Raw genomic sequence first — 21,885 nt, forward strand, 5'->3', positions numbered from 1 at the left:
ACAACTTCCACGCAGAGGATCAGGCGAGCGCAATCTGGCGCGAGTTGGACGACTGATGTGCGAGACAAGTCGATAGGTAATTGGGGGGCAAGTAGGGGTGAGGCTAGAATGAGGGATGAAGTCTATTCTGCAGTGATGAATTCTTCGTTTGGGTTGTCTCTTGGTGCCGTCTGGCAGCACATGACGATGGAGATGGGGGATGTTGGGATTTCTGGAAGGAGGGACGCGTTCTTCGAGTTGATGGGGCGTTTGCTGAGAGAGGGGAAAGTAAAACTCGCATCGGACGGGAGGACCTTGCAGGGTGACTGGCGGGAACAATTGTTGTTCATCTCAAAGGCATGGCCTGAGAATCCTGGCGAAGATGATATTGATGGATTCGGCCTTTGGTTCTTGATCGATGCTCCGGCGGGCTTGGTTTGGATTGGCGCAAATGGCCGTGAGCATTGGACGTAGCATTCCAGTCCATATCGATCGCACCTCACCATCGATGGCAAGCAGATGTCGGCGGCTGAGCTGGGCGTCAACATCGATACCAGCGCAGCTCGTGGTGAAGGCATTGCTGGATGCAAGCACGTTGCTGATGGACAAGCAGGCGACGGCGGCTGCTGCAGGTACGGTGACGGCCACCAGCCAGCTGATTGCCAATGGTGTTTGCAGTGCGCATGTGAGCCGGTTTAGAAGAGGGTGGCGGGATGAGTGTTGGTGATATGGGAGACTTCAAAGAAATTTCTGTTCAGGCTGCATATGTGTTGATGTGCGTTTTCCTGCAAAAGTATTTGGATAGGGGTAGTAAGCAGGACGCTCTTGTTGATCTATTATCCTCGGCTGGCTCATTTTTGTGGGCAGATGACCTGCCCAACGATCCGGCAATGTGGGATGACTGGTGCGACGCATTTGCAGAGGTAAACACCGCTGGGGGCGCTCTTAATTCTGAATTCTGTGGCGCACAAATGAATTCATCGGGTGGGCACTTGATGTTGCTGGATGCATTTTCAGTAATGCTGGTATTCCTCGAGGGAATTTTTTATCGATCTGGTGAGGATCTTCCGCTGTTCGAAGTTGTTGAGCGTCTCATGTCGGCTCTACGTGATTGCGGTTGTCTGAATAACTCCTCTGTCTGGATTGAGTGGATGGATTCAGTTGGAAAGCTTAGGGCATAGAGTTTGGTGCGGTTCCTTCTTCGAATGATTTGATTGAGATTGTTACGGCGGCTGTTGCCTGGGCTCACGTGCCCTCGGTGCTGGAATCGATTGGCGGCATGGCCGAGTCTGTTTCGTGGACTGAGCTGGATGGCGAGTCGATAGCGGTTGGCGACTGACTTGCAGAATGCGTTCTCTAGGGGGAGGCTGTTGGGGTTGTATAATTCGAGTGGATCTGCGAAATGAACTGAGGTGGTGTGTGGACTCCTTCCAGTTTTCGATTGAGCGTTCTTCTAGTTTTGATGAAGTTCGTTCGGTACTGTCAGAGTCTTTGGGTATTCCGCAATCGAGTGTTTTCGACTCTGATGAATATTGGAATCATGCGGGAGCTGAAGATTCGGTGGGGATATGGGTTATGCATGATGATGGTCAGTTCAAAACTATCGTTAATGCCTACAGTGGCTTGAATGTAAGTGATGAGGAGCTTGGGTGTTTGGCTGTTCGGATGGCGCCGAAGTTTGAATCAGGAGTTCTTATTGGAGATCACTTCAGTAAAGGTGCTGATTTGGAGGGAAGGTATGTTGTTTGCCATCCGGATGGAAGGTTGAGGTTTGGGTATGAGGTGGGGGGCGTTATTGAGTTTTTTGAATGACAGCTCCCTAATTCTCCAGCGATCCACACGAAGCGAGGAACGGCGGCCGCAGTTCATGGTTACAATCCGTCCATGATCAGCCCCCGCCTTCTGGTTTCCGCACTGCTGGCGCTGGCCTTGGCGGCCTGCACCGCTACTGCGCCCGTGCAGCACAACCCGCTCGCCACCTGGGTGCCGTCACCCAACCAGAACGCGCGCACGCCGGTCATCATCGTCATCCACCACACCGAGCAGAAGTCGGTGCAGCAGAGCCTGCATACGTTGCGCACGGCCAATAGCGGTGGGCCGGTCAGTGCGCACTATCTGGTCGGCGCTGATGGCCATCGTTACCAGCTGGTCGCCGATGAGCGCCGTGCCTGGCACGCCGGCGCCGGGCGCTGGGGCACCATCACCGATCTCAATTCGGCCTCGATCGGCATCGAGCTCGACAACGATGGCCGCAGCCCGTTCACCCCGGCGCAGATCGAGTCGCTGGTCGTGCTGCTGCGCGATCTCACCACCCGCCTGAACATCCCGCCGCGCCAGGTCATCGCCCACGCCGACCTGGCGCCGACGCGCAAGCAGGATCCGAGCCGCTTCTTCCCTTGGCAGCAGCTGGCCGAGGCCGGCTTCGGGGTGTGGCCGCGCGCCGCCGACGGCGCGGCACCGGAAGGCTTCGACGCGTGGAATGCGCTGGCCCGCTTCGGCTATCCACTGGACAACCGCGAAGCCACCGTCGCCGCCTTCCACCGCCGTTTCCGTGGCCGCGACGACCTGCCGAAGACGCTGGATGCCGAGGACGCCCGCATCCTGCATTCGCTGCTGCTGCAGACGCCGTGACTCCGCGCATGAACGCTTGACCAGGCGCTGGGTTGCCGCCCAGCGGCCGGCACTCCACCATGGCGGCATGATCGATTCCGCCACCTTCTTCAAGCGCAAGCACTGGACTCTGTTGGCAGCGGCCGTGCTCGCCGGCTGCTCCACCACCGCCCCCCGCACCGGATCCGAAGGGTCGACGGCCGTCACACCGCCTGCGGCCACCTACGCCAAGGCCACATGGAGCGCATTGCCCCCGGTCTCCGATACCGATCTGCAGGCCGGTTTCGTTGCCTGGCGCAGCAGCTGCACCCGCCTGAAGAACGATGCCGTCTGGGCCAAACCCTGCGCCACGGCCGCAGCGGTTTCAGACAAGGATCCGGCCGCGATCCGCCAGTTCCTGCAGCGCGACCTCGATGTCTACGCGCTGCGTGCCGGTGGTCACCAGGCCGACGGATTGATCACCGGCTACTACGAGCCGATCTACCCCGGCAGCCTCACCCGCACCGACAAGGCGACGGTGCCGGTCTACGGCACGCCCGACGATCTGATCGTGGTGCAGCTGGACAGCCTCTACCCGGAACTGAAGGGTAAGCGCCTGCGTGGTCGCGTTGAGGGCAAGGTGCTCAAGCCCTACGACGACGCCGGTACCATCGCGGCCAAGGGCGCCAAGGCGCCAGTGCTGGCCTGGCTGACCGACCCGATGGACCTACAGCTGCTGCAGATCCAGGGCTCCGGCCGGGTGCGCCTTGCCGATGGCAAGCAGGTGCGGCTGGCCTACGCCGAACAGAACGGCCACCCCTACCGCGCCATCGGCCGCTGGTTGGTGGACCAGGGCCAGCTGAAAAAGGAAGACGTCACCATGGACGCCATCCGCGCCTGGGCCCGGGCCAATCCCGCGCGTGTGCCGGAACTGCTGCGCAGCAACCCCAGCTACGTGTTCTTCGTGCGCAATCCGGACAGCCCGGAAGGCCCGCGCGGTTCGCTGAACGTGCCGCTCACCGCTGGCTACAGCGTGGCCGTGGACCGCAGCGTGGTGCCGCTGGGCAGCCTGCTGTGGCTGTCCACCACGCGCCCGGATGGCACCCCGCTGGTGCGCCCGGTGGCCGCGCAGGACACCGGCGGCGCCATCGCCGGTGAAGTGCGCGCCGACCTGTACTGGGGCAGCGGCGATGCCGCCGGCAAGCTGGCTGGCGACATGAAGCAGAAGGGCAACATCTGGATGCTGTGGCCGAAGGGCGTGCCTCTGCCGAACTGATCCAGCAGGGGTCGGATCCCTTTCCAAGGGAAAGGGCTCTGACCCCCGGATGCCTGATAATGGCGCCATTCCGAACTTTCCGGCCGCGCCTGCGGCCAGGACCCCTGCAATGACCTACGCAAATCACAACGCAAAACCCGGCGCGAAGTCCGCCGCAAAGAAGTACTACAAGCACTGGGCCGAATCGGGCCTGGGCAAGGGCAACGTGCTGATGGAAGCCCGCGGCGAGAAGATCGTCCGTCAGGTGGAGATCTACGGCACGACGGCTGTGTGGGCCGATGAACACGCGCACAGCGATGACCGCTTCCCGCTGGCCGACCAGCCGGTGTCCTTCCTCGATTTCGACGAGGACGACGAGATCTCCCCGCGCGAGTTCGAAAGCGCCTGGAAGAAGGCGCGGCTGGCGACCGGTTACCCGGTGTAACGCTGCCCCAGCCGGGGTCGGATCCCTTTCCGAACGGAAAGGGCTCTGACCCCGGATCATGGCTCACGCAGCTGCGTCGTACGGCTGGATCCGGGCAAGCACGTCGGCCAGCTTTTCCTTGGTCATCGCGGCATCGAAGTCGGCCTGCAGGCCGATCCAGAACTTGTCGGAAACGCCGAAGTAGCGGGACAGGCGCAGCCCGGTGTCCGCAGTGACTGCGCGATCGCCGGAGACGATCTCGCCGATACGGCGTTGTGAGACGCCAATTGCCTTGGCCAGCCGGTATTGGGTGATGCCCAGAGGCTCCAGGAATTCATGCAACAGGATCTCGCCGGGAGCGGGGTAGGGGGCGGTTCGCACTCGCGCGACTCCTTCAGTGGTAATCGACAATTTCGACCTCGGCAGGTCCTTCCCGAGACCAGACAAAGCACAGCCGGAACTGGTCATTGATGCGGATGCTGTACTGGCCGCGCCGGTCCCCATGCAGCGATTCCAGTCTGTTCGCTGGCGGCAGACGCAGATCCCGCAGATCAGCTGCCACGTTGAGCATGGCCAGCTTTCGCAGCGCGGCAGCTTCAATGTGGCGCCATCTCTGCACGCGATGACCTTCAAACAGTGCCTGCGTACGTTTGCAGGCAAATGATTGGATCGGCATGTTGATAACGCATGACGATAGTATCGTAAGACGTTAGTATCCTTCAGGCAAGCATGGCGCGTAATTCCCGGGCGCGACGACTGGCGACGCATTCGATGCGATCTGATGCTGGACCCCCGTTTTGCACTACATTGGTGCAATGTCCGACCCCGCACCCCCGCCTTCCCTCGATGCCCTCGGCACGCCGCTGGCCTGGGCCGGGGCCGACGGCCGCATCATCGGCTGCAACCCGGCCTTTGGCCGCTGGCTGGGCGTCAGCGGGCGCCGCCTGCTGGGCCAGCCGCTCGCCGCGCTGGAAGTGCAGGGCGAGGCCCTGGCCCATTTCCTGGCCCGCGACGAGCGCGACAGCCTGCGCCTGAACCGGCTGGCGCTGGCGGTGCCCGGCGAGGCGCCACGCTTCGCCGAGGGCTGGATGAGCCGCCGCGACGATGGCGGTTGGCTGCTGGAGGCACACCCGGTCGATGAATTCCCCGGGCTCGACCCTACCCAGGCCCTGCCCAGCGCGCTCAGCGCGGCACTGAAGGGCCTGGCCCACGAGCTGCGCAATCCACTGGCGGGGCTGAAGGGGGCCGCCCAGCTGCTGGCCCGGCGCGCGGCCCAGCGTGATGCCAGCGAACGCGAGCTGATCGAGCTCATCGGCTCGGAGATCGAACGCCTCAACGGCCTGCTCGACCAGCTGTTATCGCCGGCCCCGGCGGCCCCGCACGCCGAACTGAACATCCATGCCGCGCTGGAACGCGTGCTGCGCTTGGCCGAGAGCGAAGCCGGCTGGGCGGTACGCCTGCAGCGCGACTACGACCCCAGCATTCCTGAATTCCACGGCGACGCCGACCGCCTCACCCAGGCGGTGTGGAACCTGGTGCGCAACGCGATCCAGGCCGGCGCCGGCAACATCACCCTGCGCACCCGCGTGGAGCATGGCGTGCGCATCGCCGAGCAGCTGCATACGCTGGCGCTGCGCCTGGAAATCGCCGACGACGGCCGTGGCGTGCCCGAGGAACTGGCCGAGCACCTGTTCCTGCCGCTGGTCAGTGGCCGCGCCGAGGGCACCGGGTTGGGCCTGGCGCTGGCCCAGCAGGTCGCGCGCGAACACCGCGGCACGCTCACCTACCGCTCGCGCCCGGGCCATACCGTGTTCACCCTGCTGCTGCCGATCGGCAACGGCGCCGCCCCGGCCGAGGAGGCCCCGCGCGATGTCTGAGTCTTCTTCGTCCCCGCAGCGAATCTGGGTGGTCGACGACGACCGCGCTGTTCGCTTCGTGCTGTGCACCGCGCTGCGCGAGGCAGGCTACCAGGTCGTTGATTTCGACAGCGCCGCGCCCGCCCTCCAGGCGTTGAGCGAAGGCCCACCGCCGGCGCTGCTGTTCACCGATGTGCGCATGCCCGGTGACGATGGCCTGGTGCTGCTGGACAAGCTCAAGGCTGCATTGCCGCAGCTGCCGGTGGTGGTGATGTCGGCCTATACCGATGTGGCCAGCACCGCCGGTGCGTTCCGTGGCGGCGCGCATGAGTTCCTGTCCAAGCCATTCGATCTGGACGATGCGGTGGCGCTGGCGCAGCGCGTGCTGCCGGCAGTGGCACCGGCGCTGGCCGCGCCCACGCCTGCGGCGGAAACGCACAGCGACCAGCCGCCGCAGCTGGTCGGCGATACGCCGCCGATGCGCGCGCTGTTCCGCGCGATCGGTCGCCTCGCACAGGCGCCGCTGGCGGTGCTGATCACCGGCGAGACCGGCACCGGCAAGGAGCTGGTGGCCAATGCGCTGCATCGCGAATCACCACGCGCGCACGGTCCGTTCGTTGCACTCAACACTGCCGCGATCCCGGCCGAGTTGCTGGAAAGCGAGCTGTTCGGCCACGAGGCCGGTGCGTTCACCGGGGCGCAGCGTCGCCATATCGGTCGTTTCGAGCAGGCCGACGGCGGCACGCTGTTCCTCGACGAGATCGGCGACATGCCGCTGCCGCTGCAGACCCGCCTGTTGCGCGTGCTGGCGCAGGGCGAGTTCTTCCGCGTCGGTGGCCGAGAGCTGATCCGCGTCGATGTGCGCGTGGTTGCCGCCACCCACCAGGATCTGGAAGGGCTGGTCGCGCAGGGCAAGTTCCGCGCCGACCTGCTGCACCGTTTGGATGTAGTGCGCCTGCAGCTGCCGCCGCTGCGCGAGCGCCGCGAGGACATCGCGCAACTGGCCAGCACCTTCCTGGCCGCCGCCGCACGCAAGCTGGACACGCCACCGAAGCGCCTGACCGCCGCCGCCCTGCAGGCGCTGCGCGAACACGACTGGCCGGGCAACGTGCGCGAGCTGGAGAACGTGTGCTGGCGGATGGCGGCGCTGGCCGCCGCCGACACCATCGGCGTGGCCGACGTCGATACCGCGCTCAATCGCGCGCGTGGCCGCCGCAGCCCCGCGCACGGCGCCGATCCGGGGCAGTGGGAAGCGCTGCTGGCCGAGTGGGCACGCCGGCAGCTGGCCGAAGGCGTGGAGGGCCTGCATGCGCAGGTGCGCGAGCGGGTCGACCATGCGCTGCTGGAGGCCGCGCTGCAGATCACCCATGGGCGCCGCGCGGAAGCCGCTGCCCGCCTCGGCCTCGGCCGCAATACCCTTACCCGCAAGCTGGGCGCCGGGCGCCGCCGCGGGGGCCATTGAACGGCCCCTGCACGCGATCCTCGCGCCCGCTTGCCGAACCGTTGATCGTTCATGGACGATGCCGTCCGTAGTGTCACCTGCAAGGAGTCTTCGATGCGTCTGTCCTTTGCCATCCTGCCGTTGTCCGCCGCCGTGCTGCTGTCTGCCTGTGGCAGTGCGCCCAAGAAGGCCGAGCCCACCCCGCCGCCGCCGACCGTGGTCAGCGCCGCGAAACAGGCCGAGGCCAATCTGTCGCCGGCCTCAGCCAGCATCGTCAGTGGCCGCCTGGCATTGATGGTGGAGCCCGGTGGCCTGCACATCACCGGCCTGATTGGTGGCCTGCAGCCCCTGCAGCAGGCCGGCTTCCACATCCATGAGCGCGGCGACTGCAGCGCGGTGGATGCCAGTAGTGCCGGCAACCACTTCAACCCCGGTGGCGCCGCGCATGGCCGCGCCGGCACCGGCAAGCACCACCTGGGCGACATGGACAATCTGCGTGCCGACGCCCAGGGCCGCGCCAACGTCGATATCCACCTCAAGGGCGTTACCCTTGGCGGAGGCGCCGCCACCGATATCGCCGGACGTGCACTGGTCGTGCACGCCAACGCCGACGACTATCGCAGCCAGCCCGCCGGCAATGCCGGCGTCCGCATCGCCTGTGGCGTGATCCGGGTTGTCCGCTGATCACTGCAGGCATCATCCAGGGAGAGATTCCATGCGTTTGATCCACACTTCGCTGTTTGCCGCCATCACCGCGCTGGGCCTGGCGGCCTGCGGCCAGCAGCCCGCCGCACCGCAGGCGGAAACCCCGCCGGCGGCGCCGGCTGCCACCACTGAACCGGCTGCCGCACCGGCACCGGCCGCCGCACCGGCTGCCGATGCTTCGGCCACCGCCGAGCTGGCACCGACCCAGGGCAACGAGGCCAAGGGCAGCGTTACCTTCAAGGTGGTCGACGGCAAGGTCCACGTGACCGGCCAGATCAGCGGCCTGAAGCCGGGCAGCGAGCACGGCTTCCACATCCACGAGAAGGGTGACTGCAGCGCGCCGGATGGCATGAGCGCCGGCGGCCACTTCAACCCGGGCCACCAGGATCACGGCAACGTTGCCACCGATCCGCACCACGGCGGCGACATGCCCAACATCAAGGCCGACGACAAGGGCGTGGCCACCATCGACGGCCCGGTGTCGAGCAACGTCAACATCGGTAAGGGTGATGACTTCGACATCATCGGCCGCGGCCTGATCGTCCACGCCGATGCGGATGACTACAAGACCCAGCCGACCGGCAATGCCGGCGCGCGCCTGGCGTGTGCAGTGATCCAGAAGGCCCCGTAAGGCGCACGTGCCGCCTGTAGAGCCGAGCCCACGCTCGGCTGCTCTGCAGGCGGCCTGAGCCGAGCATGGGCTCGGCTCTACAACAAAGCGTACAGGTAGCGCCGGGCCATGCCCGGCGGAATACGTCCGTTGATCAGCGCGCCAGCAGCTCGCGCGCGTCCTGCCCGGCTTCGCAGTGCACGAACAGCACCGGCACGCCGTGCGCTTCCAGCACCGCAGCCATCTGCCGCTGGCGCATCAGGAACTGCTCGTAGATGCCCTTCAGGCGATCGCAGTCGTTGTTGCCGTGGTTGTAGTGCGCGCACCAGCCGGCCGGGTCGAACAGTGCCATGCGTGCCTCGCCGTGGGTGTAACGCAGCAGCGGCTCGGGCGCGGCGTTGAGCCACTCGTCCTCACCCGGCGCCATGATCGCGGTCTCGATCAGCGGCCACAGCGCGGCCAGGCCCTGGTTGTCGTACTGCATCGACATCATCGCGGCCAGGTCGTTCACGGTGAAGTAGCGTGCGTGCTCGATGCGGGCGCCGAACGTGTTCTGCGCCATCAGCGCGGTATCGGCATGCGCCATGCCGTTGGCCAGCAGCGTTTCTTCCAGCGCGTTGGCAACAGCGTTGGTGGTGGCCACGTCGCTGCCGGTCAGCAGGAACGGCACCACGCGCAGGCCACCGCCCACCAGGCTGGCATCGGCCTGGAAAGGCAGCGGCACGTCACCCTGGGCGTCGGTGCCGAAGGCCAGCAGGCGCGGGCCCTGGTTGCGGCCCGGGGCGCGCATCTGCAGTTCTTCCAGGCGGCGATGGATCGGCCAGCCCGGGCGCAGCACTTCGGCCGGGTCGAAATGGGCGGCGGCGAACACCAGGTCCAGCTCGGCCACCTGCGGCACCAGCTTGGACAGGTCGCGGCCGACGCGATCGGCCAGTTCACCGGCCTGTTCGGCGCTGAGTACCGCCTGGCGGGGGATTTCGCCGCCGGCCAGTTCCAGGGCCAGCACGCCAAGGGCATTCATCGCGGGGTCGGGTTTGCTCATGGTTCCACGGTTGGCCCATCACAGGGCGGCAGCTACACTTGGCTCCATTATGCCTGCTCCGTCGTGCAGGCCATGTTGCAGACACCCTCATCCATGCCAGGTATCTCCATGCCCAACGCTCGTCCCGTCGCCATCCTCGGTGGCGTCCGCATTCCGTTCTGCCGCCAGAACACCGCGTATTCGGATGTCGGCAACCTCGGCATGTCGGTCCGTACGCTGGGCGCGCTGGTCGAACGGTTCGGCCTGCACGGCCAGCAGCTGGGTGAAGTGGCGATGGGTGCGGTGATCAAGCACTCCAGCGACTGGAACCTGGGCCGCGAAGCCACGCTGTCCTCCGGCCTGTCGCCGCTGACCCCGGGCATCACCCTGCAGCGCGCCTGTGGTACTTCGCTGGACAGCATCATCACCGTCGCCAACAAGATCGCGCTGGGCCAGATCGAATCGGGCATCGGCGGTGGTTCCGATACCACGTCCGACGTGCCGATCGTCTACGGCAAGAAGCTGCGTGCGCGCCTGCTGGCTGCCAACCGTGCCAAGAGCACCGGCGACAAGATCCGTGCGCTCACCGCCGGCTTCAAGTTCTCCGAACTGAAGCCCGAGTTCCCCGGCGTGGCCGAGCCGCGCACCGGCAAGAGCATGGGCGACCACTGCGAGGACATGGCCAAGGAATGGAACATCTCGCGCGACTCGCAGGACGAGTGGGCGGTGTCCTCGCACAAGAAGCTGGCTGCCGCATACGAGCGCGGCTTCTTCAACGACCTGATCGCACCGTTCCGTGGCGTCGAGCGCGACAACATCCTGCGCCCGGATACCTCGCTGGAAAAGCTGGCCACACTGAAGCCGGCCTTCGACAAGGTCTCCGGCCGTGGTACGCTCACCGCCGCCAACTCCACCCCGCTGACCGACGGTGCCGCCGCGGTGCTGCTGGCCAGTGAAGAGTGGGCGCGTGCACACGGCCATGAGCCGCAGGCCTATCTGCGCGACGCGCATGTCTCTGCGGTGGACTTCGTGCATGGCGAAGGCCTGCTGATGGCGCCGACGGTGGCCGTGCCGGAAATGCTCAAGCGCAACGGCCTGACCCTGCAGGACTTCGACATCTACGAGATCCACGAAGCCTTCGCTGCGCAGGTGCTGTGCACCCTGCGTGCGTGGGAGAGCGAGGATTACTGCCGCAACCGCCTGGGCCTGGACGCACCGCTGGGCCGCATCGACCCGGACAAGATCAATCTGCTGGGTTCGTCGCTGGCCACTGGCCATCCGTTCGCCGCCACCGGCGCACGCGTGATCGCCACCGCAGCCAAGCAGCTGGCCGAACGTGGCGGTGGCCGCGCGCTGGTGTCGATCTGCACCGCCGGCGGCATGGGCGTAGTGGCGATCGTCGAACGCTGATTTCATCCACGCATGGCGTGGATCTACCTACAAAAAAGCCGCCCGATGGGCGGCGTTTTTTGTTGTTGTTCGGATTGTTGCTCTGGTGGGTGCCAAGCTTGCTTGGCACGGTGCCAAATTCACCGGTGGAAGCCGGCCAGCGGCCGGCACTACCGATCACGGCAACCGCGGGTTGCCGAATTCGTCGCGCTCTTCGTTGGCGTCATACACCGGCGGCTGCACCGCAATCGGCTGCTCCTCCACCGTGGCACGTGCAGGTGCTTCAATGCCGCGCACCAGCTCCACGCTGTCCTCGCCGCGCTGCAGGCGCAGCGCATTGGCCAGGCACTGCGCGGCCAGTGCATGCTCGCCACGCTGCGCGAACAGTTCACCCAGTGCTTCCCATGCCGGTGCACCGGCGCCCGCGGCGATGGCTTCGTGCAGGAACGCATCGGCGGCATCCCACTGCTGCTGGCCCAGTGCCACGCGGCCCTGTGCCAGGCGCAGCGCGGCCGAGCTGTCGTGCACATTGCGCCAGCGCGCCAGGTTGGCTTGTCGCGTGGCCAGGCGCTCGGCCGGCAGGCGGCCATACAGCGCCACCAGTTCGTCGTCCCAGCGATGGTCCAGGGCCTGCTCCAGCGCCAGCAGCGCGGGCTCGTCCCAGTTCAGTGCCACCGCGCGGCTGGCATAGGCGCCCACCACGTCCGGAGTGGGGCGCAGCGCCTTCGGCGTGGCTTCCCACTGCGCGGCCAGCGCGTTGACGTCGGCCGCTTCCAGCAGCGCCTGTGCCGCCAGGCGTGCTTCCAGTTCGCTGTTCGCGTCGGCTGGCAGCACTTTGCTCTGCCGCAGCGCACCCAGCTGGCCATAGGCCTCGTGTGCGCGGCCGGCACGCGCCAGCGCTTCGGTGCGCAGCCACAGGCCACGCGGCGGCAGCGGTTGGATCGCGGCTACGTCCAATGCGTTGATGGCATCCACAGGCAGGTCGCGCGCCAACAGCTGTTCGGCGCGCAGCAGCGCCTGCAGCGTGGCATCGCTTTCGCCCAGGCGCTGCAGCAGTGCTTCACCGGCGGGGCCATCGGCACGCGCCTGCGCGCTGCGCACAGCGTTGGCCAGCGCCACCGCGCTCACTTCCGGATCCTTGGCAGCGCCATCCAGCAGTTTTTCGGCACGCTGCCACTGGCCATGTTCGTAGGCCTGCAGGCCGTCGATCAGGCGCACCCGGCCCTGCTTGCGGCGGTAGCGGCCCCAGGCCCGGAACGGTGCGGCAATCAGGCTCCACAGCAGCCACAGCACCAGCACCGCGATCACCGTCAGCAGGGCCACCTTCGGCAGGTTGCTGTGGTAATCGTAGCCGCCGTAGCGCAGGGTCACTTCGCCGAAGCGGTTGAGGTCATCGGCGCCGAGCCATTGCGCGGCGACCACGCCGATGGCCACGGCCAGCAACAGCACGACCAGGGATTGCAGGGGTTTCATGCGGGATTACCTCCGGTCGGTCTGGGTGCGCAGTTGCTGCAGGGTGCTGCCAAGAACGGCGTTGCTGGCCTGCAGCGGAAGCTCGCGCAAGGCCTTCAGTTCAGCACGTTGCGCGCGCAGGGCCGGTGAATCCGGCCAGCGTCGCTGTGCCCAGTGCTCCACGCGTGCCAATGCGGTATCGCGGCCGGCGCGGTCGCCACGTTCGATCGCAGCGCGCGCCAGGGTCAGTTCAAGTTGCAGTGCATCGTCGGCATTGCGGCGTTCGGCAGCGGTCAGCGGGCCGTTCTGGCGGCTCGGTGTGATGTCCACGAACGGGGCCAGCGTCGATTGCCACCACGGTTTTGCGGTGTCGGTCGCAGCGTTGCCGGGTACCTGCGAGGGCAGCCCCTGCAGTGCCCTGGCCAAGGCATCCAACCGCTGCAGCGACTGCACGCGCGGGCCGGCGCCCAGCGCATCAAGCGCGTCGCGCTCCTGCACCAGCGCCTGGCGCAGGTTCAGGCCCTCGCTGTCGGGCAGATCGGCCAGCGCGGTGGCCGCCTGCGCGTACAGACGGCGCGCGCCGTCCACGTCGTCGGCGTAGTTGAGGCGCTGCGCGGCCTGGGTCAGCAGCAGCTCGGCCTCATCGCGCTGTACCGCCTGCCGGCCCTGGTTGGCGCTGTCGGCCAGCTTGGCCAGGTTCTCTTCCAGCAGTGCACTGCGCTGCGAGAGGCCCAGCATCTCGTCGCGCAGCACGCGGTTGGTGGCCGCCGCATCCTGCAGGCGCTGGCTGGTCGCGCGCTGGTCACGGCGCAGCGCGTCCAGCGTGGCTTCCAGGCCCTGCAGCTGCACGGCGGTGGTCTGCGCCTGCGCGTGCTGTTCTTCCTGTTGCTGCTGCCAGAAGTACCAGCCGGCATAGCCGCCCGCACCGAGCACGACCACCCCGGCCAGCGGAAGCAGCCAGCGCACGGGTCGATGGGGTGGAGCAGCGGGCGGAGTGTCGTTCATCGGGCTTCCTTGTCGGCTGTGTTGCCAGTCGGTTCCGGCAGGCCGCGTTGTGCACAGCATCACTGTTGCCGACGGCAGCGGCAAGCGTGACGCACGTCCCTGTTCAGGTCGCTGCCGGGCCGGTGAGCGTGGCGTGTGCAGCGGCGACCAATTGTTCAGTAGTCGGCCCGGCACTGCGCACGACCCGGTGCAGGCCAAGGCTGCGAGCCTGTTCACCCAGCCGGTCGCTGGCGACCACGATGCTGGCGTGTGCCTGCAGACGCTGCTGCAAGGCGGCCGGAATCTGGCGCCAGAAATGCTGGAGCGCTTCACCACTGCTGACTGCAAGCACCCAGGGAGACGCTGAACGCGTCAGCCGGGCCAGCGCACGGGGCGGCAGGCGCAGCAGGCGACGCTGATAGACGTCGGCGCGTTCGAGGGTGCCGCCGGCTGCCTGCAGCTGCGCAGCAATCAGGCCGCGTCCACCGGGGGCGGTGACCAGGCCGATGCGCAGGCCCTGCACCTGCGCCAGAACCGGCAGGGCGAGCAGGCCTTCGCTGTCCATCCGCTGCGGCGCATGCACCTGGTCAATGCCCTGTGCCCGCAACGCGCGCGCGGTGCCTTCGCCCACCGTCAGCCAGGGGCTGCGCTGCGCGTCGGCCAGCGGCAGCAGCGCGGCGGCTGCGGCCACCGCAGCCGGGCTGGTGAACACCACCCGATCGCAGTTCAGCGCGCGTTGCAGCTGGCGCACCACTGGCGTGCCCTGCAGGCGTTGCAAGCGCCAGGGCGGCAGGGCCACTACATGCCCGCCCAGCCCAGCAACGGCGCGGCGCAGCGCCGCATTCTGGCCCCGCGGGCGCAGCGAAATGAAGGTCCAGCCCGCCTCGGAACCGGCAGCGCCAGTGGGTATCGTATGGTCGGCCATTGCCTGCATTATGCGGGCCCTTCGTTGTCGTGGTCGCTGCTCCGATGTCCGTTGATGCCCTGACTTCCTCGTTGGCCGCCCTGCAGGACGTGCTGGACTGCATGCCGGCGGTCCGCGCCATGCAGATCCAGCTCGACGGCTATGCCGACGGCGTGCTGCGCATCACCGCGCCGCTGGCCGCCAACGTCAACGACAAGGGCAACGCCTTCGGTGGCAGCCTGGCCTCGGTGCTGACCCTGTCCGGGTGGGCACTGGTCAGCCTGCGCCTGCGCCTGGCCGGCCACGATGCCGAGGTCTACGTGGCCGACAGCAACCTGCGCTACCTGACCCCGGTCTACGAAGACCTGCATGCCCATGCCGAAGCGGCCGAAGCCAGCGGCTGGGATGCCTTCCTGAATACCTTCCGCCAGCGCCGCAAGGCCCGCATCAGCATCATCGCCACCCAGCCCGGCGCCGATGGCAAGCCGGCCGCCGAGTTCAGCGGTCGCTTTGTTGCCTTCGCCAAAGGGTAGGATGGCAGGCTGACGTTCTGGGGAAACCACCGATGCGCCGCCTCATCCAGTTCCTGATCTGCTCCCTGCTGCTGGCCAGCGCCGCAGCCTCGGCCGACGACCTCAGCCGCAAGCAGCGCAAGCTGCTGGAAGAGACCCAGATCGCTTACGGGGCGACCATCCGCTGGGGCAGCATGGACGATGCCATCGGCTACCTCGACCCCAAGCAGCGCAAGGAAAAGCCGCCCACCGAGTTCGAGCTCAACCGCTACGCGCAGCTGCGCGTGTCGTCCTACCGCGAGCGCAGCAGCGCGGCGCTGGAAGGCGGCCTGGTCGAGCGCCGGGTCGAAATCGGGGTGATCAACCAGAACACCCAGGCCGAACGCACCGTGATGGTGGTCGAGCGCTGGCGCTGGGATCCGGAGGCCAAGCGCTGGTGGCAGACCGCCGGCCTGCCGGACCTGTGGAAGGGGCAGTGACGGGCCGCGTCCGGCTTGTGCGACAATCGGCGCCCGCTTAATCGACCCGTGACCTGAGTGAATTACGAAGAGTTGCTGGCCTTTGCAGGCCGAAACCCGATGCTGTCCGCGGCCCTGGTCGGCCTGACCGTGGCCATCATCGTCACCGAGATCCGCCGCCTGTTCCGGGGCTTCAAGGGCATCAAGCCCGCCGAACTGACCCAGCTGATGAACGCGGGCGGCACGGTGGTGGTCGACCTGTCGGCCAGCGGTGACTTCGAGAAGGGCCACATTGCCGGCAGCCGCAACGCCCAGGCCAGTGCGTTTGGCCCGGACAACAAGCTGGTGGCCAACGCCAAGCAGTCGCCGGTGGTGCTGGTGTGCCGCAGCGGCAACGCTTCGGAAACCGCCGCCAAGGCACTGAAGAAGGCCGGCTTCGAGAAGGTCTACGTGCTCGACGGCGGCATTCCCGCCTGGCAGCAGGCCGAGCTGCCGCTGGTCAAGGGCCGCAACTGATTGCCGCAGGTGGCGGATCCGGCCTTGTATGGGCCTGATGCCGCCCCCATCGCAGTAATTCGACCATCGTTTTCATTGCATTCATTGGAGTTACTGGAAATGTCCGAAGAGATCACCAACGGCGCCGCTGCGCCGGTCGATGCCGCCACCGGCCCCGCTTTCACCGTCGAGAAGATCTACGTCAAGGACGTCTCCTTCGAGTCGCCGAATGCACCGACCATCTTCAATGACCAGGTGCAGCCGGAGCTGCAGCTGAACCTGAACCAGCAGGTGCAGCGCCTGGGTGAGAACGCCTTCGAAGTCGTGCTGGCCGTGACCCTGACCTGCCAGGCCGGTGAGCGCACCGCCTATGTGGCCGAAGTGAAGCAGGCCGGCGTGTTCGGCCTGGTCGGCCTGGACCCGCAGTCGATCGACGTGCTGCTCGGCACCCAGTGCCCGAACATCCTGTTCCCGTACGTGCGCCAGCTGGTCAGCGACCTGATCCAGGCCGGCGGCTTCCCGCCGTTCTTCCTGCAGCCGATCAACTTCGAAGGCCTGTACGCAGAAACCCTGCGCCAGCGCCAGGAGCAGGGCGACGCACCGTCGCTGGCTGACTCCGAGCCGGCCGGCAACGCCTGATCCCTGCTGCGACGTCACGGATGAGCACTACCGCTGACAAGATCGCCGTGCTGGGCGCCGGTTCCTGGGGAACCGCGCTGGCCAGCCTGCTCGCACGGCACGGTCACCCGACCGTGCTGTGGGGGCGCGACGCTGCCGTGGTCGAAGCCATCGACCAGCGCCACGAGAACCCGCGTTACCTGCCGGGCATCCCGCTGCCGGACAGCCTGCGTGCCACCACCGACCTGGCGTCGGCGGTGGAGGGCGCGGCCTGGATCCTGGTGGTGACGCCGTCGCACGCCTTCGGTGAAACCGTGCGTGCGCTGGCGCCGCTGCGCCCGGCCGGTGCCGGCGTGGCCTGGGCCACCAAGGGCTTCGAACCCGGTTCGGGCCGCTTCCTGCATGAAGTAGCGCGCGAAGTGCTGGGTGAGGACGTGCCGCTGGCCGTCGTCACCGGGCCGTCGTTCGCCAAGGAAGTCACCCAGGGCCTGCCGACCGCGATCACCGTGCACGGCGACGTGCCCGAGTTCGCGCAGACGGTGGCCGAGGCGATGCACGGCCCGGCGTTCCGCGCTTACACCGGCGACGACATGGTCGGTGCCGAGCTGGGCGGTGCGATGAAGAACGTGCTGGCCGTGGCCACCGGCGTGGCCGATGGCATGCAGCTGGGCCTCAACGCCCGTGCCGGCCTGATCACCCGTGGCCTCAACGAGATGCTGCGCCTGGCCGCGGCGATCGGCGCCAAGCCGGAAACGCTGATGGGCCTGGCCGGCCTGGGCGATCTGGTGCTGACCTGCACCGGCGACCTGTCGCGCAACCGCCGCCTGGGCCTGGCCCTGGGCCGTGGCCAGACGCTGCAGGATGCCGTGCGCGAAATCGGCCAGGTGGTCGAGTCGGTGCAGACCGCCGACGAAGTGATGCGACAGGCACGCCGCCATGGCATCGACCTGCCGATCTCCGACCGCGTGCGCGCCGTGCTGCACGGCGAGCAGACGCCGGAAGAAGGCCTGCGCGCATTGCTGGCGCGGGAACAGAAACCGGAATACCCGGACACGCTGTTCAAGTGAATCGAAAACCCCGGCCACGCGCCGGGGTTTTTTTTTCGGTAGCGCCGGGCCATGCCCGGCGGAAACCATCATCGCACCCGCGGTGGCGCGTTGGTGTTGTCCATGTCCGAGAAGATCAACCATGGCCCTTCGCCCACGCGCTTCAGCGTCAGCGTGAATTTGCCGGTATCCCCCACGTTGTTGCCGTAGCCGTAGGCACCGATGATGTAACCCGTGTTCCCTTCCACCGCATACGCCAAGGCACGCAACCGCAACGGGCTGCTGCCCTGGCCGGCATACGCGGCCTCGATCGCGCTGCGCCCGCGCACCGGTGGCTGGTTGCTCTGCAGCACAAAGCCATCCTCGGCGAACAGCGCGGCCAGTGCCTTGGCATCACCCGTGCGCCACGCCTGCTCGTAGTCGCGCAGCACGCGCTCCAGCGGCGCGGGCAGCGCTGTATCGGGCAGGCGCGCAGGCGTCGTGCCTTCAGCCCCGAACGCCATTGCCGGCGTTGCCAGCAGAAGGGCACTGCAGAAGATCATGGCGAGTCGAGTGCGGCGCATGCGTCCGGCTCCAGGCGATGAGGGGAAGCTACGAACGCATCCTAGCGCGGTGCTGGTTAGAATCACGCGGCCGCCGATTCGGCGGATGCAGCGCAGATCAGACAAGGACACGCGATGAAGATGCGAATCACAGGGATGGCGATGATGGCCGCGCTGCTGGCAGCCTGCGGGCAGGCACCGGAGAAGACTGGCGAGACTGCACCTGCTGTGGCGCCAGCGCCGATCACCGAAGCACCGGCCGCCACGGCCACCGTGGTCGAGAAGGAACCGTCCGTCGAAGACGGCGTGGATCCCGCGGTGTGGGACAACGAAGGCGAACCGGAAGACCCGAGCGCCGGCGGCGAACTGACCTGCGCGGACAACCCGCTGGCGACGCACTTCTTCACCCTGGTCGGCGGCAACACCGTGGACGACTGCGGGCGCAAGGACCCGAAGGTGCTGGCGGCCTTCAACACCCTGATGAAGAACACGGCGGCGGCCGAATCCAGCGACAAGGAGATTCCCTCGCTGCGCCAGCGCCTGTTGAGCGGCCCCAGCGGCCCTGGCGAGCTGGTAGTGCTGCAGGGCGAGCCGTGGTGGTTCTACACCGCCTGCCAGGCCCACGACTGCCCCGGCACCGCGTTGGCGATGCTGTATTCGCCCGACCAGTCGAAGATGGTCGGCCGTCTTACCGCGCGCTGCCGTGTCTGGTGGCTGGGCGAGCCGGATGCCGAACAACGCGCGCTGATTGAACGCGAGCGCCCGCTGGACGAAGCGCTGCTGAAGAACGAGGGCGATGCCTGCGAGTAATGCAGAGCCCGCGGTAGCGCCGGGCCATACCCGGCGGAACAGCAGGCGACGCTACCCGTATCACTCCTCCGGCCGCATGCGCATGCCGATCTGCGCGTTCAGCGCCAGCGAGGCCATGGCCAGTCCTTCCAGCACGCGATCACCCACATACTCGGCGTCTGCGCCGTTCTGACGCACGCGTTCGGCGGCCAGCAGCAGTTCCAGCGTCACGCGCTGGCCAGCCAGCGCGCAGTCCGCATCGCCCAAGGCCATGCGGCGGCCGGGCATCTGGTGACGCTCGGGCCAGGGCTGGCCATCGGCGGCGGCGCCTTTGCCGATGCGGTCGAGCGTGGCGATGAAACCGTGCGGATCGTGCGGGTGGGGTGCTTCCGAGGGCGCGTCCGCGTTGGCGGGCACGTACTGCGTGCGCAGGCGGGAGGAGTCGGGTGTGCTCATGGCAGGTGCTCCGTGCAGGACAGACGGCAGCCGCCACGCAAAGGTGGCAGGCGGAGACGTGGTTCGAAAACCGGGCGCTTGTTGAAACCGGCAGGCACAAGGCCTCCACGCTCCGCCCGCCATAACCGGCAGACGGATTGCCCGCCGACGCCACGAGGAGTGACGCCGACGGGCAAGCGTTGTCAAACAAGCGCACGGGTTTTCGAAGCCCGGCCACCCATTTCCGGTGGCCCGCCATCTGTACCGCCGCCGCTGCGCAACGCCAATCAGAAGTGTTGCATACAGCGTTTGATCGAAGACGCTTTCAGCATTCTTGCATGCTGTTAAGTGGCCGCAGACCGGGGCGCCGCAATGGCCGCAGCCGCTTGGGCAATATGCGACACGGATCGAACTTGGCTTCCTGGCGTGCGGTGCACGCAGCGGGATGAATGCGACAAGGCGCGCCCATCGAAGGCACGGCCTATGCCGTTTGTCCTGTTCTTCCCCCCCCGAAATGGACTGCTAAGCTGCGGCCCATCCCACCGCCAACCGCCCCCTTACATGGCTTTCTGGATCGTCGTCTTCGCCATTGGCGCCGCACAGGCCGCGCTGCTGGCGTTGGCCCTGTGGCGCCGCCCGGTCAATGCCGGGGCGAACCGGGTGCTGGCGGTGTGGATCGCACTGATCGGCATTGATCTGGCGGTGAAGGCGGTTTACTGGAACCCGTCCTACCCCACGGCCGGCAAGGCGCTGCGGTTCGTCGGCCTGTTCCCGTTCCTGTACGGCAGCCTGTTCTATGTCTACGTCAGGGTCCTCACCGAAGCGCGGGCCGCGCGCTGGCGTGACAGTGTGCATTTATCCGGGTTCATCATCGTGCTGGCCCTGCATGCAGGTTTCTTCCTGCGTGGGTGGGTACCGCCCGAAGGTATCCACGCGCGCCTGCTGACGGGCATTGACGAACTGGAATGGATGCGGCTGAACATCGTGCTGTACGCCTACAGCCTTTCCTACGTGATTGCTGGCCTGCTGCGGGTCGGTCGTTACCGGCGTGGGTTGCTGCAGCGACGTTCGGATGCAGACCGGATGTCGCTGCGCTGGATCGATGCGATGGCGGTCTCGCAGATTGCCATCTGGTTCGTTGCCACCCTGCAGTGGCTGGTCCGGATTCCCTGGATCGACTATCCGCTGATCTACGGTCTGGTTGCCGCGTGGGTCTTCCTGATGGGCTATTTCAGCCTCACCCAGGTGGCCGTGGTGGCGGAGCCGGCCATCGAACCGCCGCCAGCCGAGCCCGACACGGCGGCGAGCGCTGACGACCCGCGCTTTGCCGATGTCGAGGCACGCCTGTCGCAACTGATGGCCGAGCAGCAGCTGTACCGCGAACCGGCGCTCACCATCGGCCAGCTGGCCAAACGTTCCGGCTACCCTGAGTACCTGGTGTCGGTGGTGATCAACCGTCGCTTCGGCGAGAACTTCTGGGACTACATCAACCGCCAGCGGATTGAAGCCACAGCCCGCCATCTGGCCGACGGTGCCGACACCCGGACCATTCTCGATATCGCCTATGCCTGCGGCTTCACGTCGAAATCGACGTTCAACGCGGCGTTCAAGCGCCAGCTGGGTGAAACGCCCAGCGTCTTCCGCAAGCGCCATGCGATGTCTGGCGCCCCGGAATCACCGAACCGCTGACAACGCCGTGGCCGATGAGCGCCGCGGCCATCGCAATACCAGTTCGCAGAGTGCCAGGTTGACCACCCAGCATCCCCAGGCGGCGGCCAGATAGACCGGGGCGAAGGGTAGATGCAGCACGCCCAGCCCGATGCCCAGGATCAACCGGAACGATACTGCCGAGGCGGTGAGGGCGATGCTGCGCCACATCCATTGCCGGTGCCTGGCGAGGTTGCCGGCCAGCGCGTGGCCGATGCCGATACCGGTTGTGGCCAGCCATGCCACGGCGAGCAGGCCAAAGGCGATGCCGGTGGATGCGCCGCCTTCGGCATGTAGTGCCAGCGAGAATCCGGCCAGCCCGGCGATCAGTACCCCGCCTGTGTACAACCCGCCACTCAGCCGGTGCAGGCTGGGGGCGTGCCGCTGGATCCATCCGTTCATCTGCAATGGCGCCAGCAACAAGGCCAGCCCGCCGCCGAAGAGGTGGGCGGGAACATCCAGGCCGGATGCTGCGAACTTCATCTGCAGGGGATTGCCCGCGTGCGGCTGGCCGTACAGCACGGTGAAGGCGTAGGCCGCCACGGCGGCGCAGAGCAGGGTGAAGACCAGCCCGGCCGTCCAGCGGGCGGCCTTCGGAAAGCGGTGTGTCATCTCGGAACCTCGGTGTTGGCGGAGGTTCGAGCGTGCGTGCGGCATGCTGAAAAAGCGTCCGG

At 66.8% G+C, this 21,885-nt stretch carries 27 protein-coding genes; 18 read left to right on the forward strand and 9 right to left on the reverse strand.

Going from position 1 to position 21,885, the window contains the following annotated elements; translation table 11 throughout:
- Positions 1-108: 108 nt before the first annotated feature.
- The 6 genes from AC5P88_RS10340 to AC5P88_RS10365 all read left to right on the forward strand — a co-directional run bounded on the left by AC5P88_RS10340 (position 109) and on the right by AC5P88_RS10365 (position 4,268).
- Positions 109-453, forward strand: a complete 345-nt coding sequence (locus tag AC5P88_RS10340; RefSeq protein ID WP_495224975.1) for a DUF596 domain-containing protein — start codon at positions 109-111, stop codon at positions 451-453.
- A gap of 239 nt (positions 454-692) precedes the next feature.
- On the forward strand, positions 693-1,160 hold the full coding sequence (locus AC5P88_RS10345; RefSeq protein WP_495224976.1) for a hypothetical protein: 468 nt from the start codon (positions 693-695) through the stop codon (positions 1,158-1,160).
- Between the two features lie 238 nt (positions 1,161-1,398).
- Positions 1,399-1,791: a hypothetical protein gene (locus AC5P88_RS10350; protein ID WP_495224977.1), complete on the forward strand. Its 393-nt coding sequence runs from the start codon at positions 1,399-1,401 to the stop codon at positions 1,789-1,791.
- A 72-nt stretch (positions 1,792-1,863) separates the two neighbouring features.
- Positions 1,864-2,610, forward strand: coding sequence for an N-acetylmuramoyl-L-alanine amidase (locus tag AC5P88_RS10355; protein WP_495224978.1), 747 nt, complete (start codon positions 1,864-1,866; stop codon positions 2,608-2,610).
- A gap of 67 nt (positions 2,611-2,677) precedes the next feature.
- Positions 2,678-3,844 carry a murein transglycosylase A gene (gene mltA, locus AC5P88_RS10360; protein ID WP_106548791.1) on the forward strand — a complete coding sequence of 389 codons (1,167 nt, stop codon included), beginning with the start codon at positions 2,678-2,680 and terminating at the stop codon, positions 3,842-3,844.
- A gap of 109 nt (positions 3,845-3,953) precedes the next feature.
- Positions 3,954-4,268 carry a hypothetical protein gene (locus AC5P88_RS10365; protein WP_106548716.1) on the forward strand — a complete coding sequence of 105 codons (315 nt, stop codon included), beginning with the start codon at positions 3,954-3,956 and terminating at the stop codon, positions 4,266-4,268.
- Between the two features lie 63 nt (positions 4,269-4,331).
- On the opposite strand, the gene AC5P88_RS10370 is transcribed toward AC5P88_RS10365, so the two are convergent.
- Both AC5P88_RS10370 and AC5P88_RS10375 read right to left on the reverse strand, forming a co-directional pair.
- Positions 4,332-4,628, reverse strand: coding sequence for a HigA family addiction module antitoxin (locus AC5P88_RS10370; protein WP_106548717.1), 297 nt, complete (start codon positions 4,626-4,628; stop codon positions 4,332-4,334).
- 13 nt (positions 4,629-4,641) lie between these two features.
- Positions 4,642-4,923 (reverse strand): type II toxin-antitoxin system RelE/ParE family toxin, encoded by a 282-nt coding sequence (locus AC5P88_RS10375; protein ID WP_106548718.1) that lies wholly within the window; start codon positions 4,921-4,923, stop codon positions 4,642-4,644.
- 139 nt (positions 4,924-5,062) lie between these two features.
- On the opposite strand from AC5P88_RS10375, the gene AC5P88_RS10380 reads away from it, so the two are divergent.
- The 4 genes from AC5P88_RS10380 (at position 5,063) to AC5P88_RS10395 (ending at position 8,880) form a co-directional block, all read left to right on the forward strand.
- Positions 5,063-6,124 (forward strand): two-component system sensor histidine kinase NtrB, encoded by a 1,062-nt coding sequence (locus AC5P88_RS10380; RefSeq protein ID WP_495224979.1) that lies wholly within the window; start codon positions 5,063-5,065, stop codon positions 6,122-6,124.
- A complete protein-coding gene (gene ntrC, locus AC5P88_RS10385; RefSeq protein ID WP_295565983.1) occupies positions 6,117-7,565 on the forward strand; it encodes a nitrogen regulation protein NR(I) in 1,449 nt (482 codons plus the stop codon). The genes AC5P88_RS10380 and ntrC overlap by 8 nt, the downstream gene beginning before the upstream one ends.
- Positions 7,566-7,658: 93 nt before the next feature.
- A complete protein-coding gene (locus AC5P88_RS10390) occupies positions 7,659-8,228 on the forward strand; it encodes a superoxide dismutase family protein (protein WP_106548721.1) in 570 nt (189 codons plus the stop codon).
- 31 nt (positions 8,229-8,259) lie between these two features.
- Positions 8,260-8,880 (forward strand): superoxide dismutase family protein, encoded by a 621-nt coding sequence (locus tag AC5P88_RS10395; RefSeq protein WP_106548722.1) that lies wholly within the window; start codon positions 8,260-8,262, stop codon positions 8,878-8,880.
- A 133-nt stretch (positions 8,881-9,013) separates the two neighbouring features.
- Here the strand turns inward: AC5P88_RS10395 and AC5P88_RS10400 are convergent, their stop codons facing one another.
- The gene (locus tag AC5P88_RS10400) at positions 9,014-9,901 is read right to left on the reverse strand and encodes a hypothetical protein (RefSeq protein WP_106548723.1); all 888 of its coding nucleotides are present in this window, start codon (positions 9,899-9,901) and stop codon (positions 9,014-9,016) included.
- 93 nt (positions 9,902-9,994) lie between these two features.
- Here AC5P88_RS10400 and AC5P88_RS10405 point away from each other — a divergent pair, with 93 nt between their 5' ends.
- Positions 9,995-11,290, forward strand: a complete 1,296-nt coding sequence (locus AC5P88_RS10405; RefSeq protein WP_099551602.1) for an acetyl-CoA C-acetyltransferase — start codon at positions 9,995-9,997, stop codon at positions 11,288-11,290.
- 156 nt (positions 11,291-11,446) lie between these two features.
- On the opposite strand, the gene AC5P88_RS10410 is transcribed toward AC5P88_RS10405, so the two are convergent.
- The 3 genes from AC5P88_RS10410 to AC5P88_RS10420 form a co-directional block, all read right to left on the reverse strand.
- Positions 11,447-12,742 carry a heme biosynthesis HemY N-terminal domain-containing protein gene (locus AC5P88_RS10410; RefSeq protein WP_106548724.1) on the reverse strand — a complete coding sequence of 432 codons (1,296 nt, stop codon included), beginning with the start codon at positions 12,740-12,742 and terminating at the stop codon, positions 11,447-11,449.
- 6 nt (positions 12,743-12,748) lie between these two features.
- Positions 12,749-13,726 carry a uroporphyrinogen-III C-methyltransferase gene (locus tag AC5P88_RS10415; protein ID WP_106548725.1) on the reverse strand — a complete coding sequence of 326 codons (978 nt, stop codon included), beginning with the start codon at positions 13,724-13,726 and terminating at the stop codon, positions 12,749-12,751.
- Positions 13,727-13,829: 103 nt separating this feature from the next.
- The gene (locus AC5P88_RS10420; protein WP_495224980.1) at positions 13,830-14,639 is read right to left on the reverse strand and encodes a uroporphyrinogen-III synthase; all 810 of its coding nucleotides are present in this window, start codon (positions 14,637-14,639) and stop codon (positions 13,830-13,832) included.
- Positions 14,640-14,674: 35 nt separating this feature from the next.
- Here AC5P88_RS10420 and AC5P88_RS10425 point away from each other — a divergent pair, with 35 nt between their 5' ends.
- The 5 genes from AC5P88_RS10425 (at position 14,675) to AC5P88_RS10445 (ending at position 17,759) form a co-directional block, all read left to right on the forward strand.
- A complete protein-coding gene (locus AC5P88_RS10425) occupies positions 14,675-15,142 on the forward strand; it encodes a YiiD C-terminal domain-containing protein (RefSeq protein WP_495224981.1) in 468 nt (155 codons plus the stop codon).
- A gap of 32 nt (positions 15,143-15,174) precedes the next feature.
- Positions 15,175-15,600, forward strand: coding sequence for a hypothetical protein (locus tag AC5P88_RS10430; protein ID WP_049429838.1), 426 nt, complete (start codon positions 15,175-15,177; stop codon positions 15,598-15,600).
- A 57-nt stretch (positions 15,601-15,657) separates the two neighbouring features.
- A complete protein-coding gene (locus tag AC5P88_RS10435; protein ID WP_004153552.1) occupies positions 15,658-16,095 on the forward strand; it encodes a rhodanese-like domain-containing protein in 438 nt (145 codons plus the stop codon).
- A gap of 99 nt (positions 16,096-16,194) precedes the next feature.
- Complete coding sequence (gene secB / locus AC5P88_RS10440; protein WP_004153553.1) at positions 16,195-16,713, forward strand: protein-export chaperone SecB; 519 nt, start codon at positions 16,195-16,197, stop codon at positions 16,711-16,713.
- Between the two features lie 20 nt (positions 16,714-16,733).
- The gene (locus AC5P88_RS10445) at positions 16,734-17,759 is read left to right on the forward strand and encodes an NAD(P)H-dependent glycerol-3-phosphate dehydrogenase (protein WP_005407597.1); all 1,026 of its coding nucleotides are present in this window, start codon (positions 16,734-16,736) and stop codon (positions 17,757-17,759) included.
- Positions 17,760-17,827: 68 nt separating this feature from the next.
- Here the strand turns inward: AC5P88_RS10445 and AC5P88_RS10450 are convergent, their stop codons facing one another.
- Positions 17,828-18,280: a YybH family protein gene (locus AC5P88_RS10450; protein WP_495225067.1), complete on the reverse strand. Its 453-nt coding sequence runs from the start codon at positions 18,278-18,280 to the stop codon at positions 17,828-17,830.
- Between the two features lie 135 nt (positions 18,281-18,415).
- On the opposite strand from AC5P88_RS10450, the gene AC5P88_RS10455 reads away from it, so the two are divergent.
- Positions 18,416-19,090 (forward strand): Ivy family c-type lysozyme inhibitor, encoded by a 675-nt coding sequence (locus AC5P88_RS10455; RefSeq protein WP_495224982.1) that lies wholly within the window; start codon positions 18,416-18,418, stop codon positions 19,088-19,090.
- Positions 19,091-19,150: 60 nt separating this feature from the next.
- Here the strand turns inward: AC5P88_RS10455 and AC5P88_RS10460 are convergent, their stop codons facing one another.
- Positions 19,151-19,525, reverse strand: a complete 375-nt coding sequence (locus AC5P88_RS10460) for a hypothetical protein (RefSeq protein WP_111113321.1) — start codon at positions 19,523-19,525, stop codon at positions 19,151-19,153.
- A 351-nt stretch (positions 19,526-19,876) separates the two neighbouring features.
- Between AC5P88_RS10460 and AC5P88_RS10465 the strand changes: the two genes are divergently transcribed.
- Entirely contained in the window at positions 19,877-21,193 is a 1,317-nt protein-coding gene (locus AC5P88_RS10465) for a helix-turn-helix domain-containing protein (RefSeq protein WP_495224983.1), read from the forward strand.
- Here AC5P88_RS10465 and AC5P88_RS10470 read toward each other — a convergent pair.
- The gene (locus AC5P88_RS10470; protein WP_495224984.1) at positions 21,179-21,868 is read right to left on the reverse strand and encodes a DUF2306 domain-containing protein; all 690 of its coding nucleotides are present in this window, start codon (positions 21,866-21,868) and stop codon (positions 21,179-21,181) included. The two genes, AC5P88_RS10465 and AC5P88_RS10470, sit on opposite strands and share 15 nt — an antisense overlap.
- Positions 21,869-21,885: the final 17 nt, after the last annotated feature.

This window comes from Stenotrophomonas sp. YJH_SMC_8 (assembly GCF_059371315.1).

Bases quoted from the DNA above. Each gene is read 5' to 3' on its own strand.
- AC5P88_RS10340 (WP_495224975.1), top strand. From the start codon at position 109: ATGAGGGATGAAGTCTATTCTGCAGTGATGAATTCTTCGTTTGGGTTG.
- AC5P88_RS10345 (WP_495224976.1), top strand. From the start codon at position 693: ATGAGTGTTGGTGATATGGGAGACTTCAAAGAAATTTCTGTTCAGGCT.
- AC5P88_RS10355 (WP_495224978.1), top strand. From the start codon at position 1,864: ATGATCAGCCCCCGCCTTCTGGTTTCCGCACTGCTGGCGCTGGCCTTG.
- mltA (WP_106548791.1), top strand. From the start codon at position 2,678: ATGATCGATTCCGCCACCTTCTTCAAGCGCAAGCACTGGACTCTGTTG.
- AC5P88_RS10365 (WP_106548716.1), top strand. From the start codon at position 3,954: ATGACCTACGCAAATCACAACGCAAAACCCGGCGCGAAGTCCGCCGCA.
- AC5P88_RS10375 (WP_106548718.1), bottom strand. From the start codon at position 4,923: ATGCCGATCCAATCATTTGCCTGCAAACGTACGCAGGCACTGTTTGAA.
- AC5P88_RS10380 (WP_495224979.1), top strand. From the start codon at position 5,063: ATGTCCGACCCCGCACCCCCGCCTTCCCTCGATGCCCTCGGCACGCCG.
- ntrC (WP_295565983.1), top strand. From the start codon at position 6,117: ATGTCTGAGTCTTCTTCGTCCCCGCAGCGAATCTGGGTGGTCGACGAC.
- AC5P88_RS10390 (WP_106548721.1), top strand. From the start codon at position 7,659: ATGCGTCTGTCCTTTGCCATCCTGCCGTTGTCCGCCGCCGTGCTGCTG.
- AC5P88_RS10395 (WP_106548722.1), top strand. From the start codon at position 8,260: ATGCGTTTGATCCACACTTCGCTGTTTGCCGCCATCACCGCGCTGGGC.
- AC5P88_RS10400 (WP_106548723.1), bottom strand. From the start codon at position 9,901: ATGAGCAAACCCGACCCCGCGATGAATGCCCTTGGCGTGCTGGCCCTG.
- AC5P88_RS10405 (WP_099551602.1), top strand. From the start codon at position 9,995: ATGCCAGGTATCTCCATGCCCAACGCTCGTCCCGTCGCCATCCTCGGT.
- AC5P88_RS10410 (WP_106548724.1), bottom strand. From the start codon at position 12,742: ATGAAACCCCTGCAATCCCTGGTCGTGCTGTTGCTGGCCGTGGCCATC.
- AC5P88_RS10415 (WP_106548725.1), bottom strand. From the start codon at position 13,726: ATGAACGACACTCCGCCCGCTGCTCCACCCCATCGACCCGTGCGCTGG.
- AC5P88_RS10420 (WP_495224980.1), bottom strand. From the start codon at position 14,639: ATGCAGGCAATGGCCGACCATACGATACCCACTGGCGCTGCCGGTTCC.
- AC5P88_RS10425 (WP_495224981.1), top strand. From the start codon at position 14,675: ATGTCCGTTGATGCCCTGACTTCCTCGTTGGCCGCCCTGCAGGACGTG.
- AC5P88_RS10430 (WP_049429838.1), top strand. From the start codon at position 15,175: ATGCGCCGCCTCATCCAGTTCCTGATCTGCTCCCTGCTGCTGGCCAGC.
- secB (WP_004153553.1), top strand. From the start codon at position 16,195: ATGTCCGAAGAGATCACCAACGGCGCCGCTGCGCCGGTCGATGCCGCC.
- AC5P88_RS10445 (WP_005407597.1), top strand. From the start codon at position 16,734: ATGAGCACTACCGCTGACAAGATCGCCGTGCTGGGCGCCGGTTCCTGG.
- AC5P88_RS10450 (WP_495225067.1), bottom strand. From the start codon at position 18,280: ATGATCTTCTGCAGTGCCCTTCTGCTGGCAACGCCGGCAATGGCGTTC.
- AC5P88_RS10455 (WP_495224982.1), top strand. From the start codon at position 18,416: ATGAAGATGCGAATCACAGGGATGGCGATGATGGCCGCGCTGCTGGCA.
- AC5P88_RS10460 (WP_111113321.1), bottom strand. From the start codon at position 19,525: ATGAGCACACCCGACTCCTCCCGCCTGCGCACGCAGTACGTGCCCGCC.
- AC5P88_RS10465 (WP_495224983.1), top strand. From the start codon at position 19,877: ATGGCCGCAGCCGCTTGGGCAATATGCGACACGGATCGAACTTGGCTT.
- AC5P88_RS10470 (WP_495224984.1), bottom strand. From the start codon at position 21,868: ATGCCGCACGCACGCTCGAACCTCCGCCAACACCGAGGTTCCGAGATG.